At 60.5% G+C, this 16,089-nt stretch carries 15 protein-coding genes; 5 read left to right on the forward strand and 10 right to left on the reverse strand.

The genetic code is table 11. The features are described from left to right. Nucleotides 1–27 precede the first annotated feature (27 nt). On the forward strand, nucleotides 28–387 hold the full coding sequence (locus HS968_RS07765; RefSeq protein ID WP_182370838.1) for a glyoxalase superfamily protein: 360 nt from the start codon (nucleotides 28–30) through the stop codon (nucleotides 385–387). Between the two features lie 106 nt (nucleotides 388–493). Here the strand turns inward: HS968_RS07765 and gcvT are convergent, their stop codons facing one another. The 4 genes from gcvT to gcvH form a co-directional block, all read right to left on the reverse strand. After that, a complete protein-coding gene (gcvT, locus tag HS968_RS07770; RefSeq protein WP_182370840.1) occupies nucleotides 494–1,618 on the reverse strand; it encodes a glycine cleavage system aminomethyltransferase GcvT in 1,125 nt (374 codons plus the stop codon). A gap of 69 nt (nucleotides 1,619–1,687) precedes the next feature. Beyond that, complete coding sequence (gene glyA / locus HS968_RS07775; RefSeq protein WP_182370842.1) at nucleotides 1,688–2,941, reverse strand: serine hydroxymethyltransferase; 1,254 nt, start codon at nucleotides 2,939–2,941, stop codon at nucleotides 1,688–1,690. Nucleotides 2,942–3,090: 149 nt separating this feature from the next. After that, entirely contained in the window at nucleotides 3,091–5,943 is a 2,853-nt protein-coding gene (gene gcvP / locus HS968_RS07780; RefSeq protein ID WP_182370844.1) for an aminomethyl-transferring glycine dehydrogenase, read from the reverse strand. Between the two features lie 9 nt (nucleotides 5,944–5,952). Further along, the gene (gcvH, locus tag HS968_RS07785; RefSeq protein WP_106739411.1) at nucleotides 5,953–6,336 is read right to left on the reverse strand and encodes a glycine cleavage system protein GcvH; all 384 of its coding nucleotides are present in this window, start codon (nucleotides 6,334–6,336) and stop codon (nucleotides 5,953–5,955) included. A 335-nt stretch (nucleotides 6,337–6,671) separates the two neighbouring features. Here gcvH and sodC point away from each other — a divergent pair, with 335 nt between their 5' ends. Further along, nucleotides 6,672–7,223 carry a superoxide dismutase family protein gene (sodC, locus tag HS968_RS07790; RefSeq protein WP_182370846.1) on the forward strand — a complete coding sequence of 184 codons (552 nt, stop codon included), beginning with the start codon at nucleotides 6,672–6,674 and terminating at the stop codon, nucleotides 7,221–7,223. 120 nt (nucleotides 7,224–7,343) lie between these two features. Here sodC and HS968_RS07795 read toward each other — a convergent pair whose 3' ends face one another. After that, nucleotides 7,344–8,864, reverse strand: coding sequence for a sigma-54-dependent transcriptional regulator (locus tag HS968_RS07795; protein ID WP_182370848.1), 1,521 nt, complete (start codon nucleotides 8,862–8,864; stop codon nucleotides 7,344–7,346). Nucleotides 8,865–8,937: 73 nt separating this feature from the next. On the opposite strand from HS968_RS07795, the gene HS968_RS07800 reads away from it, so the two are divergent. Next, on the forward strand, nucleotides 8,938–9,138 hold the full coding sequence (locus HS968_RS07800) for a hypothetical protein (RefSeq protein ID WP_182370850.1): 201 nt from the start codon (nucleotides 8,938–8,940) through the stop codon (nucleotides 9,136–9,138). A gap of 360 nt (nucleotides 9,139–9,498) precedes the next feature. Here the strand turns inward: HS968_RS07800 and HS968_RS07805 are convergent, their stop codons facing one another. The 4 genes from HS968_RS07805 to HS968_RS07820 form a co-directional block, all read right to left on the reverse strand. Continuing rightward, nucleotides 9,499–10,497, reverse strand: coding sequence for a hypothetical protein (locus HS968_RS07805; RefSeq protein ID WP_182370852.1), 999 nt, complete (start codon nucleotides 10,495–10,497; stop codon nucleotides 9,499–9,501). A 119-nt stretch (nucleotides 10,498–10,616) separates the two neighbouring features. Then, nucleotides 10,617–11,315 carry an endonuclease gene (locus HS968_RS07810; RefSeq protein WP_182370854.1) on the reverse strand — a complete coding sequence of 233 codons (699 nt, stop codon included), beginning with the start codon at nucleotides 11,313–11,315 and terminating at the stop codon, nucleotides 10,617–10,619. 142 nt (nucleotides 11,316–11,457) lie between these two features. Then, the gene (locus HS968_RS07815; RefSeq protein ID WP_182370863.1) at nucleotides 11,458–12,120 is read right to left on the reverse strand and encodes a DsbA family protein; all 663 of its coding nucleotides are present in this window, start codon (nucleotides 12,118–12,120) and stop codon (nucleotides 11,458–11,460) included. A gap of 108 nt (nucleotides 12,121–12,228) precedes the next feature. Beyond that, nucleotides 12,229–13,362 carry a mechanosensitive ion channel family protein gene (locus HS968_RS07820; RefSeq protein WP_182370865.1) on the reverse strand — a complete coding sequence of 378 codons (1,134 nt, stop codon included), beginning with the start codon at nucleotides 13,360–13,362 and terminating at the stop codon, nucleotides 12,229–12,231. A 501-nt stretch (nucleotides 13,363–13,863) separates the two neighbouring features. Here HS968_RS07820 and HS968_RS07825 point away from each other — a divergent pair. Then, nucleotides 13,864–14,583 (forward strand): hypothetical protein, encoded by a 720-nt coding sequence (locus HS968_RS07825; RefSeq protein ID WP_182370867.1) that lies wholly within the window; start codon nucleotides 13,864–13,866, stop codon nucleotides 14,581–14,583. A gap of 119 nt (nucleotides 14,584–14,702) precedes the next feature. After that, nucleotides 14,703–15,476: a hypothetical protein gene (locus tag HS968_RS07830; RefSeq protein WP_182370869.1), complete on the forward strand. Its 774-nt coding sequence runs from the start codon at nucleotides 14,703–14,705 to the stop codon at nucleotides 15,474–15,476. A gap of 7 nt (nucleotides 15,477–15,483) precedes the next feature. On the opposite strand, the gene HS968_RS07835 is transcribed toward HS968_RS07830, so the two are convergent. Continuing rightward, entirely contained in the window at nucleotides 15,484–15,942 is a 459-nt protein-coding gene (locus HS968_RS07835) for a hypothetical protein (protein WP_182370871.1), read from the reverse strand. Nucleotides 15,943–16,089: the final 147 nt, after the last annotated feature.

Consider the following 16,089-nt stretch of genomic DNA (forward strand, 5'->3'; position numbering starts at 1 on the left):
TGGGCCCTCCCTTCGCTGGATAACACCATGCAACTGGCCGCTCCAATTCCTATTCTGCGCAGCTTCGACGAGGCGCGAGCGCGGGCGTTCTATATCGATTACCTGGGCTTCGCCGAGGATTGGTCACACCGCTTCGAGCCGAGCCTGCCGCTGTACCTGCAACTGTCACGCGGAAGCTGCGTGCTGCATCTGTCCGAGCACCATGGCGACTGCTGCCCGGGCGCAGCGTTGCGCATCTCCTGTGATGACCTGGATGGATTGCTGAGTGAGCTGCGCGGCAAGGACTACGACTTCGCTCGACCGGATATCGTGGCGCAGCCCTGGGGCCGTGATCTGGCGCTGACCGATCCATTCGGCAATCGCCTGATCTTCACCGACGTGCGGTGAAGAGTAGGGCGGGTGAAACCCGCCACGGCTGATCTGGCGGATTCCGCCCGCCCTACGCAGGGGCACTAACCACGTAGCCCGGAGCGTATCCGGGCCACGAGAGCGCTTAACCGCGGTAGTAGCGTTGCGGCACGAATGGGGTCTTGGTCACTTTCATCGGCACGCGCTTGCCGCGCACCACGGCCCAGACTTCGCTATCGATGGCCATGTGGCTGGCCTTGACGTAACCCATGGCCACCGGCGCGCCCAGGCTCGGGCCGAAGCCACCGCTGGACACCTGGCCGATCACGTTGCCGTCGGCATCAACGATTTCCGCGCCTTCACGCACCGGCACGCGTTCCTGCGGCAGCAGGCCGACACGCTTGCTCGGCACGCCTTCGCGCTGCTGGGCGAAGATACGCTCGGCGCCCGGGAAGTTGCCAGCGCGCTCGCCATCTGCACGACGTACCTTGGAAATCGCCCACAGCAGGCTGGCTTCGATCGGCGTGGTGCTGGTGCTCATGTCATGGCCATAGAGGCACAGCCCGGCTTCCAGGCGCAGCGAATCGCGGGCGCCGAGGCCGATGGCTTCGACTTCCACTTCGGCCAGCAGGCTGCGCGCCAGGGCTTCTGCCTGATCCACGGCGACGGAGATTTCGAAGCCGTCTTCGCCGGTATAGCCACTGCGGCTGACGATGCACTCGCTGCCCAGCAGGCGCACGCGGGCGATCTGCATGAAGGTCATTTTGCTCACCTCCGGCGCCAGGCGGGCCAGCACGTCGACCGCCTTCGGGCCTTGCAGGGCGAGCAGGGCGCGCTCCTCGAACAGGCTCTCGATCTGGCACTGCTCGCCGATGTGCTGCTTCAGGTGGGCCAGATCCTGATCCTTGCAGGCGGCGTTGACCACCAGATACAGGGTGTCGTCGCCCAGGTTGGCGACCATCAGGTCGTCGAGGATGCCGCCATCGGCATCGGTGAACATGGCGTAGCGCTGCAGGCCCACCGGCAGGTCGATGATGTCCACCGGTACCAGGGTTTCCAGGGCGCGCGCGGCGTTCTCGCCACGCAGCAGGATCTGGCCCATGTGCGAGACGTCGAACAGGCCGGCGGCCTCGCGGGTGTGCAGGTGTTCCTTCATCACGCCCAGCGGGTACTGCACGGGCATGTCATAGCCGGCGAAGGGCACCATGCGCGCGCCGAGTTCGAGGTGCAGGGCGTGCAGCGGAGTCTTGGCGAGGGTTTCAGTGGTCATGTCGGTTTCCTGTTGGGTGCGCCGCGCGCACCGGTTGGGGCCGCAGCGCGACCCGTCGTTCGTCGGGTGTCAGTCAGCGTAGACCGGGAAGGTAGCGCACAGGTCGGCGACCTGGCCGCGCACGCGCTCGATCACGGCCGGGTTTTCCAGGTCGTCGAGGATGTCGCAGATCCAGCCGGCCAGGGTGCGGCATTCGCTTTCCTTGAAGCCGCGGGTGGTCACTGCCGGGGTGCCGATACGGATGCCGGAGGTGACGAATGGCGACTGCGGATCGTTGGGCACTGCGTTCTTGTTCACGGTGATGTGGGCGTCGCCCAGCGCTGCGTCGGCCGCCTTGCCGGTCAGGCCCTGCTTGACCAGGCTGATCAGCATCAGGTGGTTATCGGTACCGCCGGAGACCACGTCATAGCCGCGCTGGACGAACACCTCGGCCATGCCGCGAGCGTTGTCGATCACCTGCTGCTGGTAGGCCTTGAAGCCTGGCTCCAGCGCCTCCTTGAAGCACACGGCCTTGGCCGCGATGACGTGCATCAGTGGGCCGCCCTGGGCGCCGGGGAACACGGCGGAGTTGAGCTTCTTCTCGATTTCCTCGTTCTTACGCGCGAGGATCAGGCCGCCACGCGGGCCGCGCAGGGTCTTGTGCGTGGTGGTGGTGACCACATCGGCGAAGGGCACCGGGTTCGGGTACAGGCCGGCTGCAACCAGACCGGCGACGTGGGCCATGTCGACGAACAGCAGGGCACCCACCTTGTCGGCGATGGCGCGGAAACGCGGGAAGTCCAGCACGCGCGAGTAGGCCGAGAAGCCGGCGACGATCATCTTCGGCTTGTGCTCGACGGCCAGACGCTCGACTTCGTCGTAATCGATCAGGCCGTTCTCGTCGATGCCGTACTGCACGGCGTTGTACAGCTTGCCCGAGGACGACACCTTGGCGCCGTGGGTCAGGTGGCCGCCGTGGGCCAGGCTCATGCCGAGGATGGTGTCGCCCGCGTTCAGCAGTGCGAGGTACACGGCGCTGTTGGCCGAAGAGCCCGAGTGCGGCTGGACGTTGGCGTAGTCGGCGCCGAACAGTTGCTTGGCTCGCTCGATGGCCAGCGCCTCGACCTTGTCCACATGCTCGCAACCACCGTAGTAACGCTTGCCCGGATAGCCTTCGGCGTACTTGTTGGTCAGGCCGCTGCCTTGCGCCTGCATGACGCGCTGGCTGCAGTAGTTCTCCGAAGCGATCAGCTCGATATGGTCTTCCTGGCGCTGTTCTTCGGCCAGGATCGCTGCGAGTAGGGCATCGTCATAGCCCTGCAGTTGGTCGTGCTTGCTGAACATGATGAGGCCCTCTTTATCGTTTTTCTCGGGATGAAGTCAGCCCGCCCCGATGAAGGGGGAGCCGAAAGAAACGGGTTGGATGTAGCCCGGATGAAATCCGGGAGCTTTTGACAGCTTCCCTGGATTGCATCCGGGCTACGGGGCGGTGCTTACGCGTCCTGATACGCCTCGATGGACGGGCAGGCGCAGACCAGGTTGCGGTCGCCGTAGACGTTGTCCACGCGGCCCACCGGCGGCCAGTACTTGGCCTCGATCAGGCTCGCCAGCGGGTACACGGCCTGCTCGCGGCTGTAGGCGTGATGCCATTCACCAACCAGTTCCAGGGCAGTGTGCGGGGCGTTCTTCAGCGGGTTGTCGTCCTTGTCCAGACGGCCTTGCTCGACCGCGCGGACTTCCTCGCGAATGGCGATCATGGCGTCGCAGAAACGATCCAGCTCTTCCTTGGACTCGCTCTCGGTCGGCTCGATCATCAGCGTGCCGGCTACCGGGAAGGACATGGTCGGGGCATGGAAGCCGAAGTCGATCAGGCGCTTGGCCACGTCGTCGACGCTGATGCCGCTGGTTTCCTTGAGCGGGCGGATATCGAGGATGCACTCGTGCGCCACCAGGCCGCCTTCGCCGGAGTACAGCACCGGGTAGTGCTCTTCCAGACGACGGGCGATGTAGTTGGCGTTGAGGATGGCCATCTGCGACGCGCGCTTGAGGCCGTTGCCGCCCATCATGGTGATGTACATCCAGGTGATCGGCAGGATGCTGGCGCTGCCGAACGGCGCGGCGCTGACTGCACCTTCCTTGCGTGCCATGTGGCCATGGCCCGGCAGGAAGGGCGCCAGGTGCGACTTGACGCCAATCGGGCCAACGCCCGGGCCGCCACCGCCATGCGGGATGCAGAAGGTCTTGTGCAGGTTCAGGTGCGAGACGTCGCCACCGAACTGACCCGGTGCACAGAGGCCGACCATGGCGTTCATGTTGGCGCCGTCGATGTAAACCTGGCCGCCGTTGTCGTGGATGATCTGGCAGATCTCGCGGATGCCTTCCTCAAACACACCGTGGGTGGACGGGTAGGTGATCATGATCGCAGCCAGGCGATCCTTGTGCTCTTCGGCCTTGGCCTTGAGATCGGCGATGTCGACGTTGCCACGCGCATCGCAGGCGGTCACCACCACGCGCATGCCGGCCATGGAGGCGGTCGCCGGGTTGGTGCCGTGGGCCGATTGCGGGATCAGGCAGATGTCACGCTGATCGTCGCCACGGCTCAGGTGGTAGGCGCGGATGGCCAAGAGACCTGCGTACTCGCCCTGGGAGCCGGCGTTGGGCTGCAGCGACACGGCGTCGTAGCCGGTGGCGGCGCAGAGCATGGCTTCCAGTTCGTTGGTCAGCTGGGTGTAACCGGCGGCCTGCTCGACCGGAGCGAAGGGGTGCAGGTTGCCGAATTCCGGCCAGGTCACCGGGATCATCTCGCTGGCGGCGTTGAGTTTCATGGTGCAGGAGCCCAGCGGGATCATGCTGCGATCCAGCGCCAGATCCTTGTCAGCCAGCTTGCGCAGGTAGCGCATCAACTCGGTTTCGCTGTGGTAACGGTTGAACACTTCGTGCTGCAGGATCGCCGATTGGCGCAGCAGGTTCTCCGGCAGGCGGCCGGCGATCTGCGCAGCCAGATCACTGACGGCAGGGGCAGCTTGGCCGGCGGCGAACAGGTTCAGCAGCGCCGCCACAGCCGCTTCGTCGGTGGTTTCGTCCAGCGACAGGCCCAGGCGCTCTGCGTCGATCTCGCGCAGGTTGATGCCGGCGGCACGGGCCTTGGCATGCAACTCGGCGGTCTTGGCGCCGGTCTTGATGCTCAGGGTGTCGAAGAAGTGTTGCTGCTCGACGCTGTGACCCAGCTTGGTCAGGCCCAGGGCGAGGATGGCGGTGAAGCTGTGTACACGCTGAGCGATGGCGGTCAGGCCTTTCGGGCCGTGGTACACGGCGTACATGCTGGCGATGTTGGCCAGCAGCACTTGCGCGGTACAGATGTTACTGGTGGCCTTCTCGCGGCGGATGTGCTGCTCGCGGGTCTGCATGGCCAGGCGCAGGGCCGGCTTGCCGAAGCGGTCGACCGACATGCCGACCAGGCGGCCCGGCATGTCGCGCTTGAACGCGTCGCGCGTGGCGAAGTAAGCGGCGTGCGGGCCGCCGAAACCCAGCGGTACACCGAAGCGCTGGGCGCTGCCCAGGGCAACGTCGGCGCCGAACTCGCCCGGCGGGGTGAGCAGGGTCAGGGCCAGCAGGTCGGCGGCGACGGCGACCAGGGCGTTGGCGGCGTGGAAACGCTCGACCAGGGCGCGGTAGTCGAAGATGTCACCGTTGCTCGCCGGGTACTGCAGTAGGGCGCCGAAGTAGGCACTGGCGTCGGTGATGGCGGCTTCGTCGCCCACTTCCACTTCGATACCCAGCGGCTCGGCACGGGTGCGCAGCACGTCGAGGGTTTGTGGGTGGCAGTGCTGGGAGGCGAAGAAGGTGTTGCTGGCCTTGTTCTTCGACAGGCGCTTGCAGAAGGTCATCGCCTCGGCGGCAGCGGTAGCTTCGTCGAGCAAGGAAGCGTTGGCGATCTGCATGCCGGTAAGGTCGCTGATCAGGGTCTGGAAGTTCAGCAGCGCTTCCAGGCGGCCTTGGGAAATCTCCGGTTGGTACGGGGTGTAGGCGGTGTACCAGGCCGGGTTTTCCAGCAGGTTGCGCAGGATCGGGCTCGGCGTGTGGGTGCCGTAGTAACCCTGGCCGATGAAGTTCTTGAACTGCTGATTCTTGGCGGCAATGGTCTTGATGCGTGCCAGGGCGTCGGCTTCCGACAGGCCCGGCTGCTCGCCAAGGATGCTGGTGCCCTTGATGCTCTCGGGGATCACGCTGGCGGTCAGCGCGTCCACCGAGTCATAGCCAAGCAGTTCGAGCATGGCTGCGGTATCGGCGTCGCGCGGGCCGATATGGCGGGCGATGAATTCGTTCTGGGTATCGAGCTTGGTCATGGCAGTCACTCAGGCGTCGGCGTTGGCGTTCAACAGACGATCATAGCCGGCCTTGTCGAGCAGGTCGGCCAGCACGGCGTTGTCGGCCAGGCGCATACGGAAGAACCAGGCTTTTTCCAGTGGCGACTCGTTGACCAGCTCCGGGCTGCCTTCCAGCTCACCGTTGACCTCGACGATCTCGCCATCCAGCGGCATGACGATGTTGCTGGCGGCTTTCACCGATTCCAGCACGGCTACTTCCTCGCCCTGGGCGAAGGCCTTCACTTCCGGCAGTTGCACGTACACCACGTCGCCGAGCGCGTCCTGGGCGTAATGGGTGATGCCGACGGTCACCAGACCATCGTTGTCCAGACGCAGCCATTCGTGATCAGCAGTGAAACGCAACTCGCTCATGTGAACTCCTCAAGGGGTGATGGCGCCCGCTTCTAGATGGCGGGCAAGATTGTAGAGAGCTATAGCAATGCGGGTGCCAATGTTAAAAATATCAATTAAAACAATGGCTTAAGTATTTTTCTGGGATTTGTGTGCGCCCCCTTGTAACGATATCGCTACGAATGTCGGTGTCGCTTTTGGAAAAGTTGAGGTCGTGCCAGGCGGGCCGTGGGTTACAAGGCTTTGTTGCGAAATCGTTACGGTGGTTCGAAATCGATACGGCGGTGTTGTCGGAACCGCTGGGTGGTGCGGGAGGTCGGTATAGCACTACTCACTGCAAAGGAGCGTCTGCACTCATGAAACCCTTGATTCCACTGGCATTCGCGCTATTGGGTGCCACCAGTCTGCACGCCAGCGAGACGGTCAGCGTGACGATGTCGCAGGCCACCGAGAGTGGTTCAGGTACGCCGCTGGGAACCGTAACCATCAGCCAGTCCGCCTATGGCCTGGTGTTCACCCCCGAGCTGAACGGCCTGGAGCCTGGGCTGCATGGTTTCCATGTGCATGTGAACGCCAGCTGTGATGCCGCGCAGGTCGACGGCAAGCTGACCCCGGCTGGCGCTGCCGGTGGCCATTGGGATCCGGACAACGCCGGCCGTCACGGTTTCCCCTGGGAAGACAATGCCCACCTTGGTGATTTGCCTGCGCTCTACGTCTCCGATGATGGCAGCGCCAGCCAGCCGGTATTGGCGCCTCGGCTGAAGCGCCTGGAAGAGCTCAATGGTCGTGCGTTGATGATCCATGCCGGCGCCGACAATCATTCCGATCATCCGCAGCCTCTCGGTGGCGGCGGAGCGCGCGTGGCCTGCGGGGTGATCAAGGTATCCAACGCCACCGCGTCGATCTGATCCGCGTAACCCACCGGACGATCTTCCGTGTTGCAACAATGGTGGGTTACGGCGCACCGGAGCTTGCGGGGTCATTGGTATTTCAGACAGGCGCCTAACCCTCCCTACGGGGCGAGTGCGTCAGTGCTTGCCCGGTATCCCGTACTTCTTCAAGCGTTTGGCGATGGCTGTGTGCGAGGTGCCCAGGCGTGCGGCCAACTGGCGGCTGGATGGGTGGCTGTCGTAGAGTTTTTCCAGCAGCGCCTTCTCGTAGTCGTTCATGGCCTTTTCCAGGCTGCCGACTTCGCCCTCGACCTTCGGCGCCACCTCGGTGCCGGCAATATCCAGATCATCCATCTCCACCCAGTTGCTGTCGCAGATGGCGGCAGCGCGGAAGATCACGTTCTGCAACTGGCGCACGTTGCCGGGCCAGCGCCCGGCCAGCAGCGCCGGGAAGGTGGCCGGCGCCAGGCGGCAGGGCAGGCGCTGGATCTGCGCACAGGCCTGGGCCATGAAGTGCTGGGCTAGCAAGAGAATGTCCTGGCCGCGCTCGCGCAGCGGCGGCACTTCGAGATTGAGTACATTGAGGCGGTAGAATAGATCCTCGCGGAAACTGCCTTCGGCGACCATCTTCTCCAGATCGCGGTGGGTGGCGCTGAGGATGCGCACGTCGACTTTCACCTCGCGGTCACCACCGACGCGGCGGAAGCTACCGTCGCTCAAAAAACGCAGCAGCTTGGCCTGCAGATAAGGCGACATCTCGCCGATTTCATCGAGGAACACCGTGCCCTGGTTGGCCAGCTCCAGCAACCCCGGTTTGCCACCGCGCTGTGCGCCGGTGAAGGCGCCGGGGGCGTAGCCGAACAGCTCGCTCTCGGCCAGATTCTCCGGCAGGGCGGCGCAGTTCAGCGCCAGGAAAGGGGCACTGCGGCGCACGCTGACGGTATGACAGGCGCGTGCGACCAGCTCCTTGCCGGTGCCGGTTTCGCCGTGAATCAGCAGCGGCGCGTCGAGCGAGGCCACGCGCAAGGCGCGAGCCTTGAGCGCACGGATCGGCGATGACTCACCGAGCAGCGAGTCGAAGCCTTCGGAATGATCGTGATGCAGCGCTGCCAGGCGTTCGCCCATGCGGCTGGGCGCATAAAGAGTGAGCAGGCCACCCGTCAGGCGACCGTCTTCGGTGATCGGCTGGGCATCGAGCAGCAGCGGCTGGCCGGCGAAATGCACCTCGCGCAGCGGTTGGTGAAAACCCGCGGTGAGCAGCGATTGTTGCAGCGCGTCATCGGCGAACAGGGTGGCGATGCTCAAGCCCTCGGGAGGGCGGGCGCACATGTCGACCAGCGCCGGGTTAGCCAACAGCACGGTGGCGCGATCATCCACCGCCAGCACCGGGTCGGGCATCGCAGCGAGCAGCGCATCGAGCTGCAGTCGCCGGCGCTGGCCGGGCAGGATGTCCACCACCTCCACGCTCTGCACGCCATGCACCTGCAGCAGCGCGCCGCGCAGCTCCTCGAGCACTTCGGCGCTCAGGGTCGGTGCATCGATATAGACGTTTGGCGGTACCATCTCCACCGCATCGAGGTTCAGATTGCGCCCGCCGAGCAGCGCCAGGACTTCCTGGGTGATGCCGACGCGGTCGATGAAGCTGACGTGGATGCGCATTGATGACGGTCGAAATGGGCGGACAGGCCGCGATTATGCCTGCTCAGCCTGGTATGAGGAAAAGGGCAGCACCGTGAACACAGAAAAACCGAGCCGCGCCGACTACCACCGCGAGCACCAGGCCCGCGCCGAAACCGAGGCCCAACGCCTGCTGTCGCGCAAGGCCGAGTTGCAAGGGCACTGGCTGGCCTGGGTGGCGCAGGAGTTGTACCAGCTCAGCCCACCGGAGTTCGCCAACATGGTGCGTCGCGAGTTGCAGCGCTTGTCGCAGTAATGGTGCCGCAGGAGCACCAATCCGTAGGAGCGGCTTCAGCCGCGATATCTTTCGTTTCACCAGCGGTGCGCACGGCGCACCCTACGGTCTCAGCCATGAGCCTCCAGTGACGGAGGGCGTACTCGGCTTTGGCCTCCTGCGTCGCTCTATCTCCTGCATCCATGCAGTCGTCGCGAAGCACTACGCTGGATGGAGGTTGTCGCAAATGGCGGACTGTTCGCTTCGCTACGAGCGGCTGGCGTTCCGGTTCGCCCTACGCGTGATCCCCGCGTGCATCTCTGGATACATCCGGGCTACGAAAGTGGTACGCACGGCACGCCCCATACGCTCCCGCTAGAGGCGTCTTTAGCTGCGATTGGTTCAGGGCACGAGCCTGAACCAATCGATCACGCCCACGTCCTGATTCTCATGAATGCCCAGTACCTCGCCGGCAGCGTTCTGCTCCACCGACACATTCGGCTTGAGCGGCTGGCCGTCACGGCGATCCATGGCTGGCGCTTCGTCGTACGGGCTGAACAACAGGTTGCCTTGGTAACCGCGTACACGCGTGTCAGCCGGATACTGCATCGGCCCGAGTTCGAGTGGCTGGGTCAACTCGGCTTGCCAGCCCTGAAGCTCACCATAGGGCCCGTCGAGCCATAGGTTCCAGATACGCAGCTCGAGCCCCTGGAAGTGGATCGGCGTGTCGTCGGTCGCCAACTGCCAGCGTCCGTCTTGCAGCGCCTGCACGGATACCGGTGCTGGCCAGATGGCGCCTGCCACCTCGCTGCCCGCTGCCAGGGTGCAGCTGTCCAGCTGCCAATCCGCTGGTTTGAACTGTGTGCCAAGCGGGTAGCGGAAGGTGACATCGGCTTGCGACGAGCACAGCCAACCGTCGATACGTGCATCCTCTACCAGTTGCGCGCTGGCTCGTGTTTCGTCCAGAGACAGGCTGTGCACCCGCACATCACGCACTTTGCCTGGTGCCTTGTCGAACTCGGCATGCTGCAGGCTCTGCAAACCATAGGGGAGGGGATCGCCACTCAGATTCGTGTCAGGCTCCAGGCGCGCGATCTTCACCCGTGTTCCGGCTGGCAGCACCAGTTCGCCGAGCACCTGTTCGGATTCCAGGCGCTGAACGAGTGCGCGTGCTTCGTACCAGTCCTGCAACTGCCAGGTCAGCAATTGAAAGGCTGGCAGGCTGCCGACGATGAAGAATACGGCGAGAAACCCAAAGCGCTTGCGTCTTGCCAGCATGTAAGCCCTGGCGCGTGGATGCAGGCTGGCGCCGAGCAAGCCCAGCAGGCCGGGTACGCAGATGATGGCGAGCAGCAGGAACAGCGCTCCGAGCAGCATGGCCGTGGGGCTGATGGGAATCATGGGACGTCCTTGTGGGCGCGGCGGGTGCTATGTGCGGCAGAGCTTAAAAGCCGTCCAGCGCCGAATCAACGCGCATGGTATCGAGAGCGCTGAGCGGGCACCGCACAAGTCCCTGATCCCTATCCGCGCCCGCGAGCACAGCGGCTCATATCCACCTTGCCCACGTACGGGTTGCCCCAACCCATCACGCAAGCCACCTGCTGGTTGCGCTGCTGTTCCCAGGGTTTGGGTGGGTAGGCCTTGTGCCAGGCTTCGTAGAGCTGACGATCCTGTTTCGACAGGCGCAGCTTGTAGCGGTCAGCCATGTAGAAGTAGGTGCGTGCGACCATTCCGCGTACGGCCTGACGCGGCATCACCTTGCGCGCCTTGAAGTCCACCACCGTCTCGCAACGGCCGTATTGATGCGGCTTCTGTGGCAGCCAGGCGAAGGCGTAATTGCTGCGGTCGCCATTCACCTCGCCGATGCTCGGCACCAGGTTGTGCAGATCCGCTTCGGCCTTGCGGAACTGTACATCGTTGGCCGCGCAGTGCTTGCGTCCGCCTTTCTGCCAGCACTGGCGCTGATGGCCGATCACCCAGGCCGGAACGATATGTTCCCACTCGATGCGCTGGGCGCGAGTGGCATTCTTGCGCGGCGTGTAGCTACAGGAACGCAGATCGACCCGAGTGCCACTGTACTTGCAGCCACAGTAGAACTCGGTGGATTGCTGGGCATACAGCGGCCGGGCAAGGCGTTTGGCTTCGTTGAAGTCACGCGGCGCAGCGTTGAGCGAGAGGGTGAGGAAACAGCAGAACAGAGGCAGTAGACATCGAATCATGGGGCCGCAGCGTAGCGGCGCGTCGAAGCGATGTGAAGGGATAAATGCTAATTTTTCAATGGCTTGGATGATGGCCAGAGGCCCTGTTGGGCTGGCTTCTGGCCATCTTCGATGCAGGCGTGGGCGTGGTCTGAGCGTTTCCTCAGCGCGCGGCGTCGATACGAGCCAACAACGCTTCGGCGCCTGTATAGAGATCCTGCCCGACGATCACCTGGCTGTGCCCGTTCACCCGCAGCAGTAACTGTGGAACGCCGCCAGGAGGCATGATCTGCAAGGCTCGTTTGGCATCCGACACGCGGCGCTGGGTGATCGCCGCAAGCGCTGGGTCATTGCGCAGTCGCGTTGCAAAAGCGTCGGTATCGAGCGACAGGCCAGCGCTTGCTGCAACCTCCACGGCAATCTCCGCGACTCTGGCGGCATCAGAGGTGTCCACACCGTCGACATAGCGGGCGCATTGCGCGGCATGCAGCAGGCGTGGTTCCAGTATGGCGCTATGCTCGCCCAGCGCTACCAGTGCCCGCGTCAGTGCAGTCGAATCGAACACACCCTTGGGCGCCAGCAGCACCTGATTGCGATAGTTTTCGGTGAAACGCTGGCCGGTGAGTTCGGCGATGCGCTGGTCGTTATGCCAGGCGTGCTCGGCAATCGCCGCGATGGGGCGCGGTTGCATGAACAGGCCAACGGGCATCATGCGCAGTGCGGCGCCATGCTGTTCGGCCAACCCTTCCAGCGCTAGTGCACTGGCGTAGCACCAACCGCACAACGGGTCGAAGAAGTACTGCAGTTCGAGTGATTCGGTGAGCATGGGCGAAGTCTCCTTTTCGCCCACTCTATCGTTGCGTCATACGCGGATATACAGCGCAGCGGTGACAGGTTTGTTGCGTAGATCGCTCGATTCGCTCGCTGTTATACGTCAACTGAAGCGCGGCAACCGCTGATCACTGGCGTCGCTATCGCTCTCCACCTGCTGCGGCAGGCCTGCGACCTTCAGCACCGGCATCTTCTCGCCTACTAGGCGTAGGTCGCGACGGGGCAGGGCGAAGCGCACATCCAGCTCGCGCAGGGCATCGAGCAAGTGCAGGTTGATCTCCTGCTGGATGTCCATGTACTGGTTGTAGTCCGACGTGAGGACGATATAGACCACCTCGAAGGTCAGCTGGCTTTCGTCGAAACCGAGAAAGTGCGCGCGGTCGAATCGGGTCTTGGGCGTGGCGCGGATGATCTCGCCGACCTTCTCCGCCACCTGGCGCACCTTCTCGCTCGACGTGTCGTAGTTGATGCCGAACTTGAAGACGATACGTCGGGTGTCCATGCGCTTGTAGTTGTGCACGATCTGCCGCAACAGGTCGGCGTTGGCGCACACCACCTGCTCGCCGCTGAGGCTACGGATGCGCGTGGTCTTCAGGCCGATGTGCTCGATGCTGCCGGCCACCTCGCCGAACACCACGAAATCACCGATCTCGAACGGTTTGTCGACGCCGATGGACAGCGAGGCGAACACGTCACTGAGCACCGTCTGCACCGCCAGTGCCACGGCGATACCGCCGACCCCCAGGCTGGCCACCAGTGCGGTGATATCCACGCCGAGGTTGGCCAGGATCGACAGCAGCATCACCGACCACACCACGATCAGCACCATGATGCTGATGATGGTGGTCATCACCGGGTTGTAGTGGCCCCCGCTCTTGCCCATCACCAGGCTGCGCGACCACAGGCGCACGCCGGTATCGACCCACAGCGCCACCTGCAAGGCCAGGGCGACGAACCAGGTATGGCTCAACGCGCTTTGCCAGGTAAGCGGCAAATCCGCCAGGCGCAGCGCCAACAGCAGGGAGAACGCCAGCAGCAGCAGGCGGTTGGTGCGACCGATCACCATGGCAATGAAATGCGGCCAACTGCCGTCCTGATCCTTCGACCAGGCCTTGAGCCGCTTGTGCAGGGTGTTCACCAAGGTACGTAGTACGCTGTAGATCAGTAACGTGGCGACCAGCACAATCGCTACGTTCAGCCAGAGATCACGTTCAAGCCAGATATTCCACTGTTCCATCGCCAGGGGCCTCCAGAAAAACTCACATGGTTTTCTGTGGGCGTGGGGGAGCAGAAGTTCCGGTAAATGGGTGAATGGTCAGGACGGCTTTAATCCGTAGGAGAAGAGGCCGTGGCTGTAAGTAGAATTCCTGATTGGATACTGGATTAGTGAAACGAAAAAGCCCCATCAGTGATGACGGGGCTTTTTCTTGGCTGTCTGGAGCGGGTGATGGGAATCGAACCCTTTCCGGGGCCTCGCTTTGATCCGCAAAGCCCGGCTTTACTGGTCTTGCAGCCCATCCTTTGCGGCATTTCTCTGCTATCCCTTGCAGTGATTTCGACACTTTTTCGACTCTCTCGCTAGACAGCCATGGTGCCAGTCAGTAGCGTCTGGCCATCACATGCGTGGTGATTCTGGGGCGTGCGGTCTTTGAGGTTGTGATTTATTCATAATTAAATGTTGCAACACGAACTATGTTGTCGCCATTAATCTTAATTGTTTTGAGTATTGGTCAGTATTATGCAGAGCTCTAATCATCGGATATTTATTCCTTATCATGCGCCAGCTTTATTTGATCGGGCTCTTGAGTGCTCAAGATTTGAGCAAGGAGTTGCTGTGGTAATTCTTTGTGCTGCAAGTATTGAGGCGTTAACTCATGATTTGACGGAGTGGTATAAGATAGCTGTAGATCATAAGGATGCGTGCCCCAATAAAGACCGAGAAAGCAAAGGGTTTTTTCGATCTAGTTATGTATTCTGCGTTTCTTTTTTACACTCCATAACAGAGCAAGAGATTAAAGCTTGCGAGGGGTTGCAGGCGCTAGAGAAAGAACGTAGGGGTCTAGAAGACAAGATAGAGTTTATTTTTAAGGCATTTGGTGAAAAGCCTCCAAAAGGGACAAAAGTATGGCAGGAATTTATTCTGTTAAATAACATTAGAAATGAGATTGTTCATGCTAAAGGAGAGACTCTTAAACAAGATCAGTCTTTTTCTCTCTCCGATGGGAAGAACTCACTGATTGAGGGGTATCCTGATTTTGTTAAAGATCTTCAGCGTAAAGGGTTGGTTTGTGTTCCCGATGCCTTGGATAAAGGTAAAAGCTGGCTTGAGTTGATTGAGAAAGACTCTAGGTTTTTAAATTGGTGTATTGAAGTCACTCGGAATTACTTTAAGGCTATTATTAAAGTTATTCCTGATTCTCACATGTCGCTCGGATTTAAGTCGGAAATAAGGTTTTAGTAAGCGGGGTGTTTGGTGGGGGAGCTGGGGAGTTCTATTTTGTCTTGAAATTGGTTTGTTGTTTTCTTTGCTCGCTAGGTTGCTATGTTGCGAAGAATTTTGTTTCTGTGGAGGGGCAAATGGATTACTTGGTGGTTTTAAAAGATATTGTGCAAATTGTCTTTTGGTTGTTGGCGGGGGTGTTAGCTGTCCTTACCTATCGTCAAGCCCGCCGTACAGTGCTACAGCCCATTCGGACGGAGGTGTTCAAGGAACAGTTGAAGGTTATGAGTGAAGTGATGTCGCTTTTTGTTGGAAAAGGCGAAGTCCCACTTAGAGAGGATTTCAAATTCTATGCATTATTTAATGCGAATGCTTGCTATTTGTTGGACTCCTATGCTGCCAGTGTTTTTGATATGAAATTTGATCCTGATAAGAGGCTTTATAATTCGACTGACTGTCCAATGAAGATTCACACTATTGAATCAATCAAAAAAACTTCTGGCTCGCAAGACGGGAGCGGTAGTGCATTGTACTCTCAGGTGTATGTGGGTGATTGGAGTTTGCATGAGGTTGATAGGCTTTATCTCAATAAACAGTGCTGTGAGATGACTCAGAGAATTACACAGCTCTTAGAGAATCCATTGCTGCCATCAAGAATGGTGGAGTTGCTGTCTGAATATTTAAAGATTGTAGGTAACAATCAATCTATTCTTATGAGGTTGCTTGAGAAAGAATCGAAGAGCTTGGCGGCAAAATTTCCGTCACTTCATGATATGGATGCTCATGCAGTATGGTCTCGTAATCTGCTGACCGAGTACATGAAAGAGTTTGAACACTTCAAGCCTGTTGCTGATGAAATTGTTAAGTTTGTTCGTTGCTATTTTGGAACTGATAACCTTAAGCGCCTGTGATTTCAGGTTATTTGAATATGTCTCGTCTTGAATGAGCGTGTACAGTTTCTCTTTTGCTTAGCCAGAGCGTTACGAGTACCCAGTAATCACGAGCTCTTTTGCTACCTAAATCCAGCCCTGCCTCAAGGTCTTTGATTGTAAGTTTCTCCCCAGGGCGTACGTTCTTATTGACGGGGTGAAAGCTATTAACCGATTTGAAGTCCCATACTCCGTCTTTGTTGATGTAGGCGTAGGCGACTTCAACACTCTCTATGTATCTGGTTTTTGAGTGTTTTGGATTGTTTACGATCTGCAGCTCGTCGAGCCTTGTATAGATAAGGCTCTTTCCTGCTAGCGCTCGGCCTTTCCCCGTTACTTTGAAAGCCCATTCGTCATGGGCTTGCCCTACGTAGAAGGCGACTTCTTCGGCTGCCTTGGCCTGCGTGAACGCGACAAGGCACAGGATGGTGCATATCAGTTTCTTCATGGTTGACCGAGATCCTTTCGGGCGTGCCAGCGCCTAGCAGCTTCCAGGGTGATCGCTATCCCGCGTTGGGTTGGCTCAAGTTTCGGTTGGCTTCGTCATAGGCTGGGCTGGTCTGGCCGATCTCTGGCGCAGTCTTCCCGCTGGCCA

This window comes from Pseudomonas berkeleyensis (genome assembly GCF_014109765.1).
Taxonomy (GTDB): domain Bacteria; phylum Pseudomonadota; class Gammaproteobacteria; order Pseudomonadales; family Pseudomonadaceae; genus Aquipseudomonas; species Aquipseudomonas berkeleyensis.